Annotated in this window: 1 protein-coding gene; it reads right to left on the minus strand. The window is 64.7% G+C overall.

Annotation, left to right across the window (positions count from 1 at the left end):
* Nucleotides 1-833: zinc-binding dehydrogenase (locus NKJ17_RS33905; RefSeq protein WP_352692066.1), on the minus strand; the 833-nt coding region annotated here is incomplete at both ends.

Genomic DNA, 833 nt, shown 5'->3' on the forward strand with positions numbered 1-833 from the left:
TCAGCGTGTGGGTGATCATCGGATCGATCTCGATCTTGCCGGCCATGTACCAGTCGACGATCTTCGGCACGTCGGTGCGGCCGCGCGCGCCGCCGAAGGCGGTGCCCATCCAGGTGCGGCCGGTGACCAGCTGGAACGGCCGCGTCGAGATCTCCTGGCCGGCGCCGGCAACGCCGATGATGACCGACTTGCCCCAGCCGCGGTGCGATGATTCAAGCGCCTGGCGCATGACTTTCGTGTTGCCGGTGCAGTCGAACGTGTAGTCGGCGCCGCCGATCTGGTCGGCGCCGCGCTTGGTCATGTTGACGAGATGGGCCACGACATCGCCGTCGATCTCCTTCGGATTGACGAAATGCGTCATGCCGAATTTCTCGCCCCATTCTCGTCTGTCGTTGTTCAGGTCGACGCCGATGATCATGTCGGCGCCGGCAAGCCGCAATCCCTGGATGACGTTGAGGCCGATGCCGCCGAGGCCGAAGACGACCGCCGTCGCGCCTTGCTCGACCTTGGCGGTGTTGATCACAGCACCGATGCCGGTGGTGACGCCGCAGCCGATGTAGCAGATCTTGTCGAACGGCGCGTCGGCATTGACCTTGGCCACCGCGATCTCGGGCAGCACGGTGAGGTTGGAAAAGGTCGAGCAGCCCATATAGTGGAACAGCCTGTCCTTGCCGATCGAGAAGCGCGAGGTGCCGTCGGGCATCAGGCCCTGTCCCTGCGTGGCGCGGATGGCGGTGCACAGATTGGTCTTGCGCGACAGGCAGGACGGGCACTGCCGGCATTCCGGCGTATAGAGCGGGATGACATGGTCGCCCTTCCTGACCGAGGTGACG

Source organism: Mesorhizobium sp. M0208, from assembly GCF_040322015.1.
Lineage (GTDB): Bacteria > Pseudomonadota > Alphaproteobacteria > Rhizobiales > Rhizobiaceae > Mesorhizobium.